Origin of the sequence: Mesorhizobium sp. C120A, from assembly GCF_030323105.1 — a bacterium.
In the GTDB taxonomy this organism is placed as follows: Bacteria; Pseudomonadota; Alphaproteobacteria; order Rhizobiales; family Rhizobiaceae; genus Mesorhizobium.
Genome location: NZ_CP100476.1, coordinates 3,719,706 through 3,735,133, shown reverse-complemented (window position 1 = coordinate 3,735,133; position 15,428 = coordinate 3,719,706). Strand labels below are relative to the sequence as shown.

18 protein-coding genes and 1 pseudogene are annotated in these 15,428 nt (G+C 59.0%); 9 read left to right on the top strand and 10 right to left on the bottom strand.

Annotation, left to right across the window (positions count from 1 at the left end; translation table 11 throughout):
* Nucleotides 1-48: 48 nt before the first annotated feature.
* Nucleotides 49-438: a sugar 3,4-ketoisomerase gene (locus NL532_RS18090; protein ID WP_023696117.1), complete on the bottom strand. Its 390-nt coding sequence runs from the start codon at nt 436-438 to the stop codon at nt 49-51.
* A 431-nt stretch (nt 439-869) separates the two neighbouring features.
* On the opposite strand from NL532_RS18090, the gene NL532_RS18085 reads away from it, so the two are divergent.
* Nucleotides 870-1,598 carry a hypothetical protein gene (locus NL532_RS18085; protein WP_023829826.1) on the top strand — a complete coding sequence of 243 codons (729 nt, stop codon included), beginning with the start codon at nt 870-872 and terminating at the stop codon, nt 1,596-1,598.
* Nucleotides 1,599-1,945: 347 nt separating this feature from the next.
* Here NL532_RS18085 and NL532_RS18080 read toward each other — a convergent pair whose 3' ends face one another.
* Entirely contained in the window at nt 1,946-2,137 is a 192-nt protein-coding gene (locus NL532_RS18080; protein ID WP_023668952.1) for a DUF3606 domain-containing protein, read from the bottom strand.
* Between the two features lie 186 nt (nt 2,138-2,323).
* On the opposite strand from NL532_RS18080, the gene NL532_RS18075 reads away from it, so the two are divergent.
* The 6 genes from NL532_RS18075 to NL532_RS18055 all read left to right on the top strand — a co-directional run bounded on the left by NL532_RS18075 (nt 2,324) and on the right by NL532_RS18055 (nt 7,259).
* The gene (locus tag NL532_RS18075; protein ID WP_023691300.1) at nt 2,324-2,485 is read left to right on the top strand and encodes a hypothetical protein; all 162 of its coding nucleotides are present in this window, start codon (nt 2,324-2,326) and stop codon (nt 2,483-2,485) included.
* Between the two features lie 314 nt (nt 2,486-2,799).
* Complete coding sequence (locus tag NL532_RS18070) at nt 2,800-3,990, top strand: tyrosine-type recombinase/integrase (RefSeq protein ID WP_023829825.1); 1,191 nt, start codon at nt 2,800-2,802, stop codon at nt 3,988-3,990.
* Nucleotides 3,991-4,552: 562 nt separating this feature from the next.
* Nucleotides 4,553-5,758, top strand: coding sequence for a helix-turn-helix domain-containing protein (locus NL532_RS18065; RefSeq protein ID WP_155923872.1), 1,206 nt, complete (start codon nt 4,553-4,555; stop codon nt 5,756-5,758).
* A 133-nt stretch (nt 5,759-5,891) separates the two neighbouring features.
* Entirely contained in the window at nt 5,892-6,443 is a 552-nt protein-coding gene (locus NL532_RS18060; protein WP_023829824.1) for a terminase small subunit, read from the top strand.
* A 109-nt stretch (nt 6,444-6,552) separates the two neighbouring features.
* Nucleotides 6,553-6,984, top strand: a complete 432-nt coding sequence (locus NL532_RS32220; RefSeq protein WP_081731065.1) for a DUF2493 domain-containing protein — start codon at nt 6,553-6,555, stop codon at nt 6,982-6,984.
* Nucleotides 6,981-7,259, top strand: coding sequence for a hypothetical protein (locus tag NL532_RS18055; protein ID WP_023829822.1), 279 nt, complete (start codon nt 6,981-6,983; stop codon nt 7,257-7,259). The genes NL532_RS32220 and NL532_RS18055 overlap by 4 nt, the downstream gene beginning before the upstream one ends.
* Here NL532_RS18055 and NL532_RS18050 read toward each other — a convergent pair.
* Both NL532_RS18050 and NL532_RS18045 read right to left on the bottom strand, forming a co-directional pair.
* Nucleotides 7,248-7,763, bottom strand: coding sequence for a GNAT family N-acetyltransferase (locus NL532_RS18050; protein ID WP_023829821.1), 516 nt, complete (start codon nt 7,761-7,763; stop codon nt 7,248-7,250). The two genes, NL532_RS18055 and NL532_RS18050, sit on opposite strands and share 12 nt — an antisense overlap.
* Before the next feature lie 67 nt (nt 7,764-7,830).
* Complete coding sequence (locus NL532_RS18045; RefSeq protein ID WP_023829820.1) at nt 7,831-8,478, bottom strand: helix-turn-helix domain-containing protein; 648 nt, start codon at nt 8,476-8,478, stop codon at nt 7,831-7,833.
* Between the two features lie 212 nt (nt 8,479-8,690).
* Between NL532_RS18045 and NL532_RS32405 the strand changes: the two genes are divergently transcribed.
* Nucleotides 8,691-9,086 (top strand): exopolysaccharide production repressor protein, encoded by a 396-nt coding sequence (locus NL532_RS32405; RefSeq protein WP_081726219.1) that lies wholly within the window; start codon nt 8,691-8,693, stop codon nt 9,084-9,086.
* Here NL532_RS32405 and NL532_RS18040 read toward each other — a convergent pair.
* From NL532_RS18040 to arcD, 6 genes are all read right to left on the bottom strand, one after another.
* Nucleotides 9,046-9,222, bottom strand: coding sequence for a hypothetical protein (locus NL532_RS18040; protein ID WP_023829819.1), 177 nt, complete (start codon nt 9,220-9,222; stop codon nt 9,046-9,048). The two genes, NL532_RS32405 and NL532_RS18040, sit on opposite strands and share 41 nt — an antisense overlap.
* A gap of 55 nt (nt 9,223-9,277) precedes the next feature.
* Nucleotides 9,278-10,168 carry a putative universal stress family protein gene (locus tag NL532_RS18035; protein ID WP_245270366.1) on the bottom strand — a complete coding sequence of 297 codons (891 nt, stop codon included), beginning with the start codon at nt 10,166-10,168 and terminating at the stop codon, nt 9,278-9,280.
* A 132-nt stretch (nt 10,169-10,300) separates the two neighbouring features.
* The gene (gene arcC, locus NL532_RS18030) at nt 10,301-11,221 is read right to left on the bottom strand and encodes a carbamate kinase (RefSeq protein ID WP_023829817.1); all 921 of its coding nucleotides are present in this window, start codon (nt 11,219-11,221) and stop codon (nt 10,301-10,303) included.
* A 1-nt stretch (nt 11,222) separates the two neighbouring features.
* Nucleotides 11,223-12,224: an ornithine carbamoyltransferase gene (gene argF / locus NL532_RS18025; RefSeq protein ID WP_023829816.1), complete on the bottom strand. Its 1,002-nt coding sequence runs from the start codon at nt 12,222-12,224 to the stop codon at nt 11,223-11,225.
* Nucleotides 12,225-12,240: 16 nt separating this feature from the next.
* Entirely contained in the window at nt 12,241-13,455 is a 1,215-nt protein-coding gene (locus NL532_RS18020; RefSeq protein WP_023829815.1) for an arginine deiminase, read from the bottom strand.
* Nucleotides 13,456-13,468: 13 nt separating this feature from the next.
* Nucleotides 13,469-14,935, bottom strand: a complete 1,467-nt coding sequence (arcD, locus tag NL532_RS18015) for an arginine-ornithine antiporter (protein WP_023829814.1) — start codon at nt 14,933-14,935, stop codon at nt 13,469-13,471.
* A 108-nt stretch (nt 14,936-15,043) separates the two neighbouring features.
* Here arcD and NL532_RS18010 point away from each other — a divergent pair.
* A pseudogene (locus tag NL532_RS18010) lies at nt 15,044-15,273 on the top strand (alcohol dehydrogenase); the annotation flags it as partial.
* Nucleotides 15,274-15,428 lie beyond the last annotated feature (155 nt).

The window sequence follows — 15,428 nt, the reverse complement described above, 5'->3', positions numbered from 1 at the left end:
GTCATGTCCTGGCGCGCATCGCGGCCTCTCCTTTCCCGATGAGTGTCATCAGGGGTTCGATACGTAGTTTTCAGGGTCGTATTCGGTATCGCAGAAAACCAGCAAAGACGGGTTCTCGCCTTCATAGGTCTGCAGCGCCCACACCGGGGCATCGACCAGCACCGCGCGGTTCGATGCGGTGAGCGTCAGCCGTTCGATCTGTTCCTGATAGCGAAATTCGATGCCGATCTCGCCCGACAGCTGCATCATCAATTGCCGGCCCGAGCCGTGTGCATGTCCGCCCCGCGACGTGCCGCGCGGCGCGGTGACGACGAACGCCCGCACGGCTTGGAAATTGTAACCGCTGAACTCGATAGCGGTCAGCATTCCCCTGGGATCGCAATGTAACGAAGTGGGGATCTCGGTGACCTTGCCGCCAAAGAACGTTCGATGCTGCATAACGTAAGCCCGCCAGAAGCCGGTCGAAATTTACCTCAGACTAGCGCTTACATCAAAAGACAGAGAATACAACCACTTAGGCGGTGTTTTGGGACTCAGCAGCGGATCGATGTCGAGCTCGGCCTCAGGCCGATACGGTGCCGACTACCGAAGGTCGCCGCGCCGTCACGACTTCTGAGTCGCGGCCGAAACCAAGGCTTAAGACCTTGGTCCGAGCGGTCTAGGACCTTTGAGTTCGGAAGGCCGGCCGGTCCCAACGAGGGTGATCTACTTCAGCAATTTCAAAGAGTTATGCTGGTTGGCGTTTCGCCGGCCGGCCGCTTCGTTCTCGCAATGAAAGCACAGCTATATCCAAGTTTACCCTTTGTGTTAGCGATTCCTCATGTTGCCCGCTATAGCGGTTAGTGGCGGTGGCAATCTCGGAGGTAGTTATGACATCCCGAAAGACCCTTTTTGCTGCATTTGCGGTGTTCTCGCTTCTGGTGTCGCCGGCCCTGGCTGCTGCTGGTGGCAACGGCCATGGTAACGGCCATGGCAATGGTAACGGTAACGGCAATGGCAATGGCAATGGCAATAGCGGAGGAAACGGTAATGCTGGCGGCAATGGCGGAGGCGGCGGTTCGCTCGGCAAGTCGGCATCCGCCAAGGGCCAGGTCGCCAAGGCCGCTACCGGTTCAGTGTCCAAGGAAAAGAATATCCATGCCAAGCTGGGCCGATTGAACTCACTGCAGCGCAACGCCAACGCCTTTATGCACTCCAAGAGCAAGAACTTCGCTGGCGTGCAGGCTTTTGTGACACAGTCGGCAATAGCCAAGAACGCTCAATCGGCGCTCGATGCCGCTAATCAGGCGGTTGCCGACGCCAAAGCGGCGCTCGACGCGCTGAATGCGAAAGCGGCTGACCCGAATACCCCGCCCGAAGATGTCCCGACGCAGGCCGACCTCGATGCAGCACAGGCAGCGCTCGATGAGGCCACCCAGGATGCGGCCGCTGCTCAGACCGCCGCCACAGCTGCCGCTGCCAACGTCCCATCGATCGATGCAGCCCTTGCCCAAATGGCCAACAAGCCCGTTGACCCTGAGGTGACAGATTGGGCCAATAGCGTACTTGCCGACAAGATCGACCAAGTAGCCGCCAAGCTGGCGCCGGCCGCGCCTTAAGGCCCCATGCGGCGGCAGCGATCCAATCGACGATAAGCCGTCGGGTCCGCCCGGCGGCTGCACCTTTCTCGCCTATCTGCAGCGTTGGTCCCAATGCAGGTCCGAGATTCTGGTCATGGCTATTTTGCGAAATCTCCAGCCGGGCCGCCGTCCTCAAGGCTGAATTCATGCGTGCTTCGCGCATCTTCATCGACCACACGAAACCAATGCTCCTGAAGCGCTCTAGGCGACACCCTTTGGCCCGTGACCTTCTCTACCGCAGATAACGGATCATCGGCGCTCGTGGCCTGAGTTGAGACACACTCCTCTCCATGCCACTCTTCCACCTGGTACTCTGGCATGCCGGCCTACCTACCGCTCCCCAGAGCCTTCGCTTCCCGCTCCAGCGTCTCGCGTCGGTTGCCGTGCTTCGCGATCAATTCCTTGACCTGCTGCGGGGTGATGCCGGCCTTGGTGGCGAAATACTCGACTTCATAATCCTCATCGGCAGAGACGCGGTCCCGATCGCGGAAGTCCGTCTTCGTTTTGTCGTCGGCCATTTGCTTTGCTCCTGGTTGAATGATCAACCGCAACGTGCAGCCGCAGCCTTTTGTTGCAGCGGAGCCCGGATTTCCGAAACGGTCACATGGGAAAACGGCCCTCAGTCGCAGGAGGTGCTGGTGTTGCTGTAACTTTGAACGGAACGGTTCTTCTCCTTGACGGTTGTGACGTGAAGGAGATGCCTCATGTTTGAAAGCGTGATGTGGTTGATCGTCGTTGCTGGTGGGCCACTGTTGCTGGCCCTATTGATGGCATACGTTCTTATGACCCGACGCCACCGTGGTCCTGCAGAACGCATGGAAAGCGACCGCGCGACCAAACGGCTCTATCGCCAGGACGAACGTTGATCCTGAGGCTGGCGCAACGTTTGCGCTCACGCTGGCCCGCTGCCTCGCGGTGGCAGGCTTCTTCGTTTTAGGAAGTTAGGAATAACTTAGGAAAGATTTGGCCCTCTTTGAAAATACAGAGGCAATTCAGCACGGTAGCCAAATATCTGGCGGAGGGAGTGTCCGCCTTGCCCCAGTGACATATCGGTCCAATCAATATAGAATATCATTTAAATTCAGTCCCATAGGCTTATGCAGCGTTTTATGCCATTGCATGCGCCCTCACCGTGTTGCATATTTTTTGGTGGGTCTAATGATGGGTCTTGGAGGTAGGATTGCCGCGCAAAGCTAGAGAGCTTGGACCGTTGGAGGTCAAGCGCCTTTCGAAACCGGGGCTACATGCCGTTGGCGGCGTGGCGGGTCTGGGGTTGCAGGTCAAGGATACCGGTGCACGCTCCTGGTTGCTTCGAATCTCCATCGGGCAACGCCGGCGAGAGATTGGTCTTGGTGGATATCCGGACGTCACACTCGCCCAGGTTCGCGAAAAAGCGCGGGAGATGCGTGCAGCAGTTGATCGCGGGGCCGACCCCGCCGAACAAAGGCGGGCAGCCAAGCGTGCTCTGTTGTCTGCAGTCGCGAGTGAAATTACCTTCGATGAAGCGGCGCGGCGATGGCATAAGTCGAAGCGCCGTGAATACAGGAACGAAAAGCACGCCGCACAGGTCCTGACGACGATCCTGACTTACGCGTCTCCGGCATTGGGTACTGTGCCGGTGGGGTTGATCTCACTTGCGCACATTGTTCAAGTTCTCGAACCCATCTGGGCTGAGAAGACTGAGACGGCCACCAGGCTTCGGGGTCGAATTGAGAACGTTTTGTCCTGGGCCACAGTGTCGGGTTTTCGATCCGGAGAGAATCCTGCAAGGTGGAAAGGGAACCTTGATTCAGTACTTCCAAAGCCGAAAAAGCTGAGGTCGGTATCGCACCATTCAGCCCTGCCATTTGATCGAGTTGCAGAGTTTCTTGTTGCTTTGAAGCGGATTGAGGGGATGGGGTCCAAAGCACTCGAATTTGCTATTTTGACAGCTGGCCGGTCGGGCGAGGTGCGCGAAGCGAAGTGGAGCGAATTTGATCTGCAGAAATCTGTTTGGACGGTCCCAGCCGATCGAATGAAGGCGGGGAGGGAACACAGTGTACCTCTTTCACGGCAAGCCATGCTTGTTCTCGATGGCATCCCAAGGTTCTTGCATTCGGAGATTGTTTTCACGGCACCGCGCGGGGGTTCGCTCTCGGACATGACGCTGTCAGCCGTGATGAGGCGGATGGGTGTTGCAGCTGTTCCGCACGGCTTCCGGTCTACGTTTCGCGACTGGGTGGCCGAACGCACTGCATATCCAAGCGATGTAGCTGAGATGGCACTGGCACACAGCATTCGCAACAAGGTTGAGGCAGCCTATCGGCGCGGTGATCTGTTTGAAAAACGCCGGCAGCTTATGCAGGACTGGGCGGATTTTTGTGCGCCGTAGTGTGGGTCGATATGGCATGTTGACTGACGCAATGGAATCGCTTCTCCTAAAGTGCCTCTTGTAGGTCAAACGCATCGTTCGCGTTGATTGAGATCGAGGAGCAACTTCTGCGCATGACGTGCGGGCAAATGTCGAGGCGAGACCTCGGCAAGGGTCCTGCAATCCATGTCGATATTGCCCAAAGAGGTATTCTATTCAGTTCACGACGTTGCGGCGCGCTATCGCATCTCCGTGAATAGCGTTTGGCGATGGACCTCACATCGCAAAGATTTCCCTAACCCTATCAAGATCGGACCAGGCTGCACGCGTTGGCGTCTGACCGAGCTTGAAGCCTTTGAGAACAGTTCAGGCGCTTGCCTGCTGGCTTCGGCTCGCGCGTCGGACAAGATTGCAAAATGAGGAACCCAAGTCGGAACGCTTCGACACCAACGGGTTTGGCCCACACGGCCTCAAATCTTCGTCGGGCAGGGCTCGACCAGACCTCCGTTGACAGCCTCCGTTCTGTTCCCGTCAATAGCCACGCAGCCTCTGACTGGAACTCGGCAAACCGTACGAGGGTTGCGTGAGTTCGGAACCTACCATCAGGCGTGGGCCACGCACTACGAATTACACAACCGTTCCGAACCATGTCTTTGAAGACCAACGCCTATCGATGGAGGCGCGCTGGCTACTGGGGTATCTCCTTTCAAAACCCGACAACTGGAAGGTTGTCATAGGTGACATTCGCAACAAAGGGGGATGTGGCCGTGGCAAGGCACAGCGGATGGTCAGTGAGCTTGTCGAGCTTGGTTATGCGGTTAGAGAGCAACCTCGTGCCGACGGACGATTTGCTCCCCTTAGCTTGGTCATTTTCGATGAACCTAGGTCTAAGCGAGGCGACGAGACGTCGGAAAGTGTTGCATTCTTACCGCAGCCCGAAAAACGGTCGACGGCAAATCCGTCGACGGAAAATGCGGCACTAGTAAAGACTGATCCTAAAGCAATTACGGATTATCAAAAGAGAGAGCGAAGCCGCGACGACAAGGGAGAATGTGAGCCCCAGGCGGACGATCCGGCGGGGTTCAAAGCACGGGTTACGCATCTCGCCGAAAGCTTGAATTGGCCGCATTGGGCGAAATCGCCCCTGGATTGGACAGTAGCGTGCTTCGCGGAATTGTCAGATACGGAAAGAGCCGAAGCAGAGGCGAAAGCATCTGCCTATCTTGCCCATTGTGGGCGCAAAGCGCTGGCGCTTGGAACGTATTTCAAAGATCGGAAATGGAAGCATCTTCGCACTTCAGCATTATCAGTGGCCAAGGGGTCATCTATACTAATGGCCCAGCCATTCGGGAGCATTTGGTGCGCGATCAGGCTTTGTTGGCTACTCCTTCCGCCGCAGCAGTTGCCCAAGCCAAGATCTTTCCTTGGGAAGTTGATGGCTGACGACGGTGCAGCCGGACATCGTGAGCGTTTGGCATACCAGGCGCGGCATGGATGGCCGATGGTCAACCGCATGGATGTTCAGGCTGACAACGGCAACGGAACACCCGTTCCCGCAGACATGCCAATGCTGGAAGTCGTTGGTTCATCTCTAGAACAAGTTCGCCCCGGAACGCCGCTCTGGGCTGCCTGGGAGGCTGAACACCAGAGGCGAGGCTGGCCTTGGTTATCGTCCCAAGGCGATCAGCCAGTGGCCTATTTTCCAGCAGGCGGGCCTGTCAGATTGAAGGCTTTCGAGGAAGCCGTGAAAGGGAAACACGAACATTCAGCTCGTTGGGCTGGCGGATAAGGCGATCTGGAAACGCACATCTTTCGCTTGAAGTGAGATAGCAGCCGACGGGCTGGCATCCCCTTGGAATGTTGGGGAGTGCCATCCACGGATGGAGCTCGAGTTTGGTAAAACGGTTGGGAAAAGTTAGGTTGTGAAAAAACTCACCGAGAAGCAGCGGCAGTTTGCCTACGAGTACCTCGTCGATCTGAACGCGACGCAGGCCGCTATCCGGGCCGGCTATTCCGCAAAGCGAGCCGATGTCGAAGGCTGTGATCTGCTCAAGCATGCTGGCGTAAGCGCGTTCATTGAAGAATTAAAACGCCAACGCTCCCAGCGAGTCCAGTTCAGCTCGGACGACCTCCTTGAGAAACTGAGGGACCAGGTGAATGCCGACCTTGGCGATCTCTTCAATCGGGATGGGACAATCAAGCCAATTCATGAATGGCCTACCGTCTGGCGCCAAGGTCTTGTCCGGGGTATTGAGTCAGAGGAGCGTTACGAGCGCGGTGAAGGTGGCACGAAAGTGCCGGTAGGGCGCATTACTAAGATCAAGTTCGGTGATCGAGCTCGGATCCTTGAGCTCATCGGAAAGCACACCAAGGTGAATGCCTTTGGTGTCAAAGGCGAACACCCGACGGGTGACGCCATTGACCAATTCTTTGCGGAGATAATGGGCAATTCGATACGACCGAAGATCAATTGAAAGCGAGCTCGGATGATCGACTGAACTCGCATCTCTGCATTCCTAGGCTACGCACAGGCGGTGAGGGGGCAGAAATTGGATCCTCGTGGTTCCAGGAAAGGAGGTGTGCATGATCGTTCTTGTGTGTGGAGGGCGCCAATTCGGAGTGCCTCTCGATCACGGGCCAAATTTACCAAGCGATGTCGATTTGATCAGAGCAGACCAAGACCGGAAATTCTTGTTCCAAGCTCTCGATCGGCTACATCAGGAGCGCGCTATTTCGATAGTCATTCATGGCGATGCTGACGGTGCCGATCGTCTGTCGGGTACGTTGGCCGAAAGCCGGCAAATCCCCGTACGGGCTTTCCCAGCCGATTGGGAAACTCATCGTCGCGCAGCCGGGCCGATCCGAAACAAGCAAACGCTAGACGAAGGCACTCCCGATCTAGTCGTCGCGTTTCCCGGTGGAAGAGGCACGGCCAACATGGTGCTTCAATCAAGAAGTGCCGGTGTTTCGGTCATGGAGGTTGACGCGTCTCATGCGGGCCAGACGGATAGATGATAGGACGCGTAGAAAAGCCGCTTCCGGGACAGGGCATCGGCGAACGCCTTGCGTTGGGCCTGCGGACGCGTGGGATCAGCGCCGCCGCGGCCTGGTTTGGAGTAGGTCTCGACGACGAGCGCAACCGAAGAGGCGAGGAGGTAGTCAGCGCTGCAAATTCCCGCGTCGATGTCCTTGTCATTCCAGCGGATGAAGAAAGCGCTGTGGCCGCGGAGATGCTCGTCTTTCGATCTGCCACGCCCACAACGGCCCGGAAGGGGCAGCTAAGCGGCTGATCGCGCCCCCAGCTCCCGCCGAACCAGGACAAGCGTCGCATCGTCGGGATCGGTCGTGACGGTGAAACCCATGTCGCGCTCGACCTCGATCGCAGCACGATTTTCACGACTCTCGATCGACTCGATCGCTTTGAGGCCGAGTTGTTCGGCATATTTCGCAACATAGGCGAGGAGCTCCCAGCCAACGCCCAGATGCTTGCGATCCTGGCGAATGCAGATCGCGACCTCGCCGCTTCGATCGGCTCGATCGCTTGCCAACGTCGCAACCGCGATGAGCATCCCGTCAATTGAGAATGCTAGAAAATTATGGATATGGGCGTCGTCTGAACGCGTCATGGCGACCAGCCGTTCATGCGAGACTTCCTTCACAGCGCCGAGAAAGCGGAAGCGCAGGTCGTCTGCGGTCACATGGGTGAAGAACTCGACCAGCGTTGGCTCATCATCCGGGCGCGCGCGGCGCACTTCAAAGCGAAAGCCGGTATGGGTGGTCAGTGTGTTGTCCATCGTCATCTGGTCCTTGAACTGAGGCCGGTTTGCGGCGTCATTGTCGTCTCTTGCGCAGGCAGGCGCTTCATTCGCTCATGCAATGGAGCGCGTCGTGTTTGACAATTTCAATGCTGCGCAGGTTGAGCAGCCGGATGACGCCCTTGTCTTTCAGCCGGGTGAACACCCGCGATACGGTCTCGATGGTGAGGCCGAGATAGTCGCCGATGTCCATACGCGACATTGGCAACTCAACCTGCCGCAAGCCGCCCTGCCGCTCCGCCATATCCACGAGGAAAGCGGCTACGCGTTCGATAGCGTTCTGGCGGCCAAGCACCAGGAGGTGCTCCTGCGCCCTCGTCAGGCCCTTGAGCGCCAGGGGCAACAGCTGATGGGACATGTCCGCTCCAGTGCCGATGCGGAAGGCGCGTACCCCGGTGGCGTTGATAGCCTCGGCGAAGAAATGATGCTTCGTGTCGGCTTCGAAGCCGAAAGTCTCTCCGGCGAGGTGGAAGGCGCTGATCTGCCGGCGGCCATCCGCGAGCAGGCGGTAGATGCGCACGGCGCCGAATTCGACCTGGTAGAGAGCGCCGGCCTTCTCACCTTGAGCATAAATCTCCGAACCGGCGGGAAAGAAGTTGACGGGCAGTTGCGGTTCCGAGCCAAAGACCGCTGGCAGGCTCGGCTGAGCAGAATGCGTCGGCAATGAAATTCTGGAAGCGGTGTAAGCGTGCATGGCTGTTTTCCCGGTTGTTCCGTGACACAGCAATCGCGCGAATCCGCGGGTCGCGAAATTCGGTTATATCCCTACGGGAAACTACCTACTCGCGCGGATTGTTGATCCACATCAAGTGGCCAGGCGCGCCGGTCGCTTAAGACCTCGTTCGCTTTGGGCGACAGCAATAGAGTCGTTTCGAAATCCTTCGTCGAACGGCTGGGTGGACCGCGATGTATCTTGCGCAATTCCTGCTCGGAATGTTTTTGACCTCGGGTATTGTGTGTCTGTGGGCTTACGCGGCAACCGGGTCAATCTGGACCGCGGTAGGCTGGGCGATTATCGACCTTGTAGTTCTGCAGGTCGCATACTTCGCCTTTGTCATACGCCTTGTTTACAAACGCACGACTGCAGACGCTGCAGCAAATTCGGCACCGCCAAGCCACGTTAAGCCATTTCCGCCGCGACGGCATGCACTCTTAGAGCCGCCAGACCGTGTGACTCATCCGCCAACGGCCTTCCCAAATCCAGCCGCGGCTTCAAGAGATCAGGTCCCACAGTCGCGCCGCCATATGCCCTGGTCACGCGCTAGTTGCCGTCATCGAACGGGTAAAAGTGGACTACCTTGAGTGTGACCGGGATGTCGTGGCCCTCGATCAGAACCGTGGCCCACCGGTCCCCCAGATCGTCTTGCCAAGTTTCGGTAACGCGGCACCTCGCGGCCAGATCCATGCCAACCTCGACCTTGTCCGTTCTCTTTGCCATCATTGGTCTCCCGCTCGCATTCGCCTCGACTCTGCGTATCCCTGCTCCCAGTGGGTCAGTTCGAGAGCAGCCGGTTAATCGCCCCTTGCTTCAGCAAGGAGCGGGTCATGCCGCCAAAAGCCCATTCGCGGATACGACTGTGGCCATAGCCGCCCGCGACCACAATATCTGCACCCATCGCCCGGGCGACTTCGGACACGGCTTCGCAAGCGTCCGCTTGGCCGACGTCCAAAACCTCCGATCTTGCCTCGACGCCATGTCTCATCAGGAACCGGATGACGTCCCCGACGCTTTCGCGTGCGTTTCTCAGGTTCTGTTCCTCGATCGTCGCCACAAGGACATGTTGTGCACCGGTCAAAAAGGGCATCGCATCGGTGACCGCGCGCCTCGCCTCGCGGGTATCCTTCCAAGCCACCAGAACATTTTCGGACTTAGGCGGCGCAACCTTGTCAGCCGCAAGCAACACGGGCCGCCCGGCCGACAGTACCAACGTTCCGACATCGACCATCCGGTGACGGTCGCTCGGAACTCCTCGTGCGGGAGCCCCGGTCACGATGAGGTCGGCTGCGCGCGCATGCATCGCCAGCATACATGTTGGATCGCCGACCTCCTTGCGCCAGGAGGCATCGTGTCCGACAACGACACTCAGGAATTCTTCCTTCAGGATCTTCAGGCGATCCTCGATCCCGTTCCGGCGCTGCCGCATAATTTCAGCCGCCGCCGTGTCGCCATCGTCACCAGGAACAAACACATATGCATCAGCCGCCGCAAAACCGATCAGCGTAGCCTCGAAGCGTCGCGCCAACTCCAGCGCGTAGGTCGTTCGCGGCACTGCCGGGGAATCGACATCGAGTTGGACCATGATGGTGTTGAAGGTCATTGTCGTTCCTCCGATGAGCTTTATTGCAGGATCGCCCGAGGTGCGACCTTCCGCCTTGATGCGCATCAAAGCCTGCACATCTTGCCAGTCCCTCAGGCTACATCGTCATGGACCCGTCGCACCGCCGGGATGGTCCGAAGCGAAGCCTGATGCCGGCACCGCTCATGGCACTAGGCGTTCAAGCGGCCTTGAAACGCATCAATCCACGCTCCAACTGGCTTTGAACCAGGTACCGCGTTCGCCCCTGACAATTTCGACGGCGTCATCGAGCTTGCCGATAGCGGCAGGTTTGCCCATTGCTTCAGCGAACTCCGCCGCAGCGCTGACTTTCGGTCCCATGGAGCCGGCGGGAAAATTCCACCCCGACACCTCCTTCGGATCCACGCGCCGGAGCGCCCGAGCAGTCGCCGTTCCGTAATCGACATAGACGGCGTCGACATCGGTCAACAGGAGCAGCATGTCGGCTTTCAATTGGCGAGCGAGCAGTGAGCTTGCCAGATCCTTGTCGATAACTGCTTCCACGCCGAAAAGACTGCCGTCGTCGCGGGCTATCACTGGAACACCACCGCCACCGGTGCAGATGACGATCACGCCGCGCTCGACCAGGAACGAGATCACTGCAGCTTCCAGGATCTCCAGCGGCCTGGGCGACGGCACGACGCGGCGCCATTTGTCGCCATCGGGTGCTATCTGCCAGTCGCGCTCGCTGGCAAGCCTGGTTGCGGTTGCCTCATCGTAGACCGGGCCGATAGGCTTCGTCGGGTGAGCGAAAGCGGGATCGTGTGGATCGACCTTCACCTGTGTCAGCAGGGTCGCAAACAGCCTCTCTTTGAGGAGGTTGCCGAGTTCCTGCTCAATGACGTAGCCGATCATCCCTGCGCTTTCGGCGCCAATCACGTCGAGTGGAAATGTGCGGCCATCCGAGGTTGCAGCTGCCTGCAGGGCCAGAAGTCCCACCTGCGGACCGTTGCCGTGCGTGACGACAATCGAATGCCCTTCGCTGACGAGTTTGGCCAGCACGGACGCAGCGCGTACGATGTTGGCGCGCTGGTTGCCGGCCGTCATCGGTTCTCCACGACGCAGCAGTGCGTTTCCGCCGAGTGCAACGACAATAAGCATCTCAGTTGCCGATCGTTGCCACGAGCAGAGCCTTGATCGTGTGCATCCGATTTTCGGCCTGATCGAAGGCGACCGACGCGGCCGACTCGAACACCTCGTCGGTGACCTCCATGCAGTCCGTGCCGTATTCCTTCGCTACGAAGGCGCCGATCTCGGTCTCGGTGTCGTGAAATGCCGGCAGGCAATGCATGAATTTGACGTGGGGGTTGCGGGCGGCGGCCATCACTTCGCTCGTAACCCGGTAGGGCGTCAAAAGGCGGATACGTTCGGTCCAGCCGGATTTGTCCTCGCCCATCGACATCCAGACATCAGTGTAGATGAAATCAGCCTCCTGGACGCACCCCGTCACGTCCTCGTCGAGTCGGAAGCGGCCACCGCTGCGCTCCGCCAGGTCGCGGACATGAGCGCAGAATTCCTCATCCGGCCAGAGTTCCTTTGGCGAGGCGATGCGCATGTCGATGCCGACCTTCGCTGCCCCCAACGCCAGCGACCGTGCGACATTGTCCCGGCCCTCGCCAACAAAGGTGACGGTCATGTCCGAAAGATGCTTGTGCGTGAATTCACGCATGGTCATGAGGTCGGCGAGGATCTGCGTCGGATGCGCCTCGTCGGTGAGGCCGTTGTAGACCGGCACGCCGGCATATGTAGCCAGCACTTCGGCCTGGTGCTGGCCAAAGCCGCGAAACTCGATCGCGTCATACATGCGGCCGAGGACGCGAGCGGTGTCCTTCATGGATTCCTTGTGGCCGATATGGCTGCCGGTAGGGCCAAAGTAGGTTACGTGAGCGCCCTGGTCATAGGCCGCCACTTCGAACCCCGTCCGTGTGCGTGTCGAATCCTTCTCGAAGATCAGAGCGATGTTCTTTCTGACAAGACGCGGGATCTCGTGTCCGGCCAGCTTGGCCGCCTTGAGGTCTGCGGCCAGCTTGAGAAGAAAGCGGATTTCTTCGGCGGTGAGGTCATCGAGGGTCAGGACGGAGCGGCCGTGAAGATTGATCGACATCGTATTTCCTTTCGGGTCAAATCGGGTCGCGGGCAATCGGGCAGGTCATGCAGTGACCGCCGCCGCGGCCGCGACTAAGCTCGGCGCCTTCGACCGTGATCACTTCAATTCCGGCACGGCGCAGAAGCGTGTTGGTGTAGACGTTGCGGTCGTAGCCGATGACTACGCCGGGCTCGATTGCCACGACATTGTTGCCGTCATCCCATTGCTCGCGCTCGGTCTCGTAGCGGTCGCCGCCGGTGGCGATGATCCGCAGCGAATTCAGGCCAAGGGCTTCGGCAACCACCGTCGTGAACGGTTTCGTCTCATCGGTGACCTCGACTGCCGCCGCTCCATCGCCCGGCCGCAGCGAGAAGGTACGCAGCCGGTCAACCACCGGCGGATACAATGTGACAAGGTCGCGATCGCAGAAGGTGAATACGGTATCGAGATGCATAAAGCTGCGGTCCCGCGGCATTAGCGCGGCAATCACACGGGTCGCTTCACCCGCCGCGAACAGGCTGCGCGCAAGGCCGCCGACGGCTTGCGGGGTGGTGCGCTCCCCCATACCGACGAGAACCGTTCCACCCCCGATCGGCATGACGTCGCCGCCTTCCAGGCTGGTGCCGGTTCCCAAGTCTGGCGACACGAATGGAATGCCACTGTCGCGAAAGTGGGGATGGAAACGATAGACGGCTTCGACATTGGCAGCTTCCGGACGTCTGGCCGGCCAGTACATGGAATTGACCGACACCGACCCGTAGATCCAGCAGGAACTGTCGCGGGTGAAAAGCTGGTTCGGTAGCGGCGGCAGCACGAAATCCTGGGGGGCGAGCGTCCTTCCCGTCAGGCCTTTGGGTTCGAAAGAAAGCTCGGCGCGGGCAATGCCCCCGACAAGGTAAGATGACAATTGCTCTGACGGCATCTCGTTGAGCCATCCGCGCAGCTCGTCGACCATGTCAAGCCCGACGACGCCGGGATGAACCCGGCGGTCGAGAAGCCAGTCGCGGGCTTTGGTCAGGCTCATCGTCTGAGCCAGGAGTTCCCCGAAGGAATGCACCAACACACCGCGTTCGCGCAACGCATCGACGAAGACATCGTGTTCCTGGCGGGCCCGCTTGACCCACAACACGTCGTCGAAGAGCAGCGCCTTGCAATTTTCCGGTGTCAGCCTGCGCAGGCTGAGATCGGGACGATGAACCATCACTTCACGCAGACGGCCAACTTCGGAGTGAACACCCAGGCTTGTCATCGTGCCGACCCCTTCACAGCGCGCTGACAGCGCCGGTCCACATCTCGTAGACGGCGAGGAGGGCGACTGCGACCAGGGCTGCGGCGAGAGCTGCTTCAACAGGATGGAACACGCGTTGATTGGTTTCCCGGCGAGCCCAAATGTAGAAAATGATGCCGGGCGCATAGAGGATCGCACACATGAACAGGTATGCAGGGCCCGCAGCGTAGACGAGCCACAGCCCGTAGACCGTTGCCAGCAACCCAGCAAATAGCGGACCGACGCGCTGCTCGCCACTCGCGTAGCTCTCTCCCGTCAGCGCGAGCTTGGCCGCGTAAGCGCCGGAAAAGATGTAAGGAACCAGGATTGCGGCCGACGCGATGTAGAACAGCGCCTGGTACGTGCTCTGCGCGAAAAGGGTGATCACCAGGAAGGCTTGCACGAGCAGGTTGGTGATCAGAAGCGAGATCGACGGCACGCCGCGGTCGCTTTCGCGGCCGAAGAATTTTGGCATCGTCCCGTCCTTGGCGGCGACATGCGGTATTTCGGCGGCGAGCAGTGTCCAGCTCAGGAAGGCGCCGATCACGGACACGACCAGCGCGATGTTGATCAGGATGGCACCCCAAGGGCCGACAATCGCCTCCAGGACACCGGCCATCGATGGGTTCTTCAAGGCAGCGAGTTCGGGTTGGTTCAGGATGCCAAGCGACAGCAGCGACACCAGGGCGTAGAGCGCGAGACAAGTGAAGAAGCCGAGAACGGTCGCCGTGGCGATGTCCTTGCGGTGCTCGGCGCGACCGGAAAAGACGCTGGCTCCTTCGATGCCGATGAAGACCCACAGGGTCACCAGCATCGTGCTTTTCACCTGCGCGGTGATCGAGCCGAGACTGGCGTTGCCGAGACCGGTGAAGTCGAGAGACCAGACCTGAAGTTTGAAGGCGACGGCAACAACCCCGACGAACAGCACGATCGGAGCGATCTTCGCCACCGTCACAATGAGGTTGATGATCGCCGCCTGCCGGATGCCGGCGAGAACCAGCATGTGGATCAGCCACAGCAGGATCGACGCGCCGAGCACCGCCTGCCAGGTGTTTCCATCGCCGAAGGCGGGAAAGAAATAGGACAGGGCGCTGAACACGATCACAGCGTAGGAAACGTTGCCAACCCAGGCGCTGATCCAGTAACCCCAGGCGCTGTTGAAGCCGATGAAGGGGCCGAAGCCGGCCTTGGCGTAGGCGTAGGGCCCGGCGTCGAGCTCCGGCTTGCGGGTGGCAAGCGACTGATAGACGAAGACCAGCGCCAGCATGCCAACCGCAGTGATGGCCCAGCCAATCAGGATGGCGAGAGGACCGGCACCGGCTGCCATGTTCTGCGGCAGGCTGAACACGCCGGAGCCGACCATGGAACCGATGACCAATGCGGTCAGGGAACCCAGTCGAAGTTTCGTTGGCGCCGCTGTCGCGACTTTCGGAACAGGGATGTTGAAATCAGCCGTAGTCATGATGCTCTCCCAGATTGAGGCTCTGATGGGAGGCAATGAATAGGAAGAACGAGCCGGCAGCTTTGATGCGGGTCAAATGAAAGTTTGATTTCCAAAGGTGAAGTTGAGGGTCCACGCATGAGTGACATCCCAGCGACGTCCTACGAATTGCTCTGGGAAGAGCGGGAACTAATATCGGTAGAAACCTGACGCGCCACGACGCGGAAGAGTTCTTTCCCGTTGCGAAGAGTGCGCGGGCTCGCACTCATACCAAAGCCTATCCGCTGGAACAGGCAAATCGGGCGTTGGACGATCTGAGGCAAGGGAGATTGAGCGGCGCCGCTGTCCTGGTACCGTGATTGACAATCTACGAGGATTATCTGGCCGGTTCTCCCACCGTCCATGAAAGATCGTGATGTACCTTGCCGATCCCGGCAAGCCGCTTCCGTATATGTTTAGTCCGAAAATCGGGTGGATGAAGATAAGCTGGCGACATGGCGATGTATCAGAACTC